Consider the following 1,031-nt stretch of genomic DNA (forward strand, 5'->3'; position numbering starts at 1 on the left):
CAACGCCGTGCTGGTGGAGCAAACCCTGACAGCGGGCAACTACCGCTTGCATGCACTGCCGGGCACGGTTCCGCCCAAGCCGGGGCTGGCCAGGGATGACTCGGGCCGCTCGATCATCGTCGAGCTGTGGGACATGCCTGTCGCCCGCTTTGGTGAGTTCGTCGCCGAGATTCCCGCGCCGCTGGGCATCGGCAACCTCACCCTGGCGGACGGGCGCAGCGTAAAGGGGTTTATCTGCGAGCCCTGGGCCCTGGCAGGCGCTACTGACATCACCGAATTCGGCGGCTGGCGCGCCTACATGGCGAGCAGGAAATAGCCATGCAGCTCTCGACCATGAGAAAGCCCAGCGAACGGCCGGACAGCCTGGCGGAACGGGTTTACCAGCAGGTGAAGGACGACATCTTCGACTTTCGTTTGTTGCCGGGTGACCGCTTCAGTGAGGGTGACGTGGCCGAGCGCATGCAGGCCAGCCGTACGCCGGTGCGCCAGGCGCTGTATCGGCTGGAGCGGGAAGGGTACCTGGAGGTGTTTTTCAGGAGTGGCTGGCAGGTGCGGCCGTTCGACTTCAACTATTTCGAAGAGCTTTACGACGTAAGAATCGTGCTGGAGTTGGCCGCTGTCAGCCGCTTGTGTGGCATGGCGGAGCAGGGGCTTGAACGGCTTGAAGCGATCTGGCGGGTGGACGAAAGTGCCCGGCTGGATGACGCACAGGTCGTCTGCGCGCTGGATGAGGAGTTCCACTGCGGGTTGGTGCAGGCCACGGGCAACGCTGAAATGGCGCGCATGCATTACGAGATAACCGAGAAAATCCGCATCATTCGGCGGCTGGATTTCACTCAGCAATCACGTATCGCAGCGACCTATGAGGAACACGCAAGCATCCTCGATGCGATCTCGGCACGGCACCGCGATCTGGCGCAGCAACTGCTCAAGACTCACATCGAGGTGAGCAAGCAGGAGGTGCGCAAGATCACGTTGCATCGGTTGGCGGTGGCGAGAGGATAAGCAGCCCGTGCCCTGTGGCGAGGGAG

Annotated in this window: 1 protein-coding gene and 1 pseudogene; both read left to right on the top strand. The window is 62.5% G+C overall.

Annotated elements, in window-relative coordinates; all coding sequences use genetic code 11:
- Positions 1-316: pseudogene (locus tag HX846_RS29280) on the top strand (allophanate hydrolase); the annotation flags it as partial.
- 2 nt (positions 317-318) lie between these two features.
- On the top strand, positions 319-1,005 hold the full coding sequence (locus HX846_RS29285) for a GntR family transcriptional regulator (RefSeq protein WP_178966688.1): 687 nt from the start codon (positions 319-321) through the stop codon (positions 1,003-1,005).
- The last annotated feature ends 26 nt before the right edge of the window (positions 1,006-1,031 follow it).

The sequence above is a fragment of the Pseudomonas sp. K5002 genome (assembly GCF_013386655.1).
Classification (GTDB): Bacteria; Pseudomonadota; Gammaproteobacteria; order Pseudomonadales; family Pseudomonadaceae; genus Aquipseudomonas.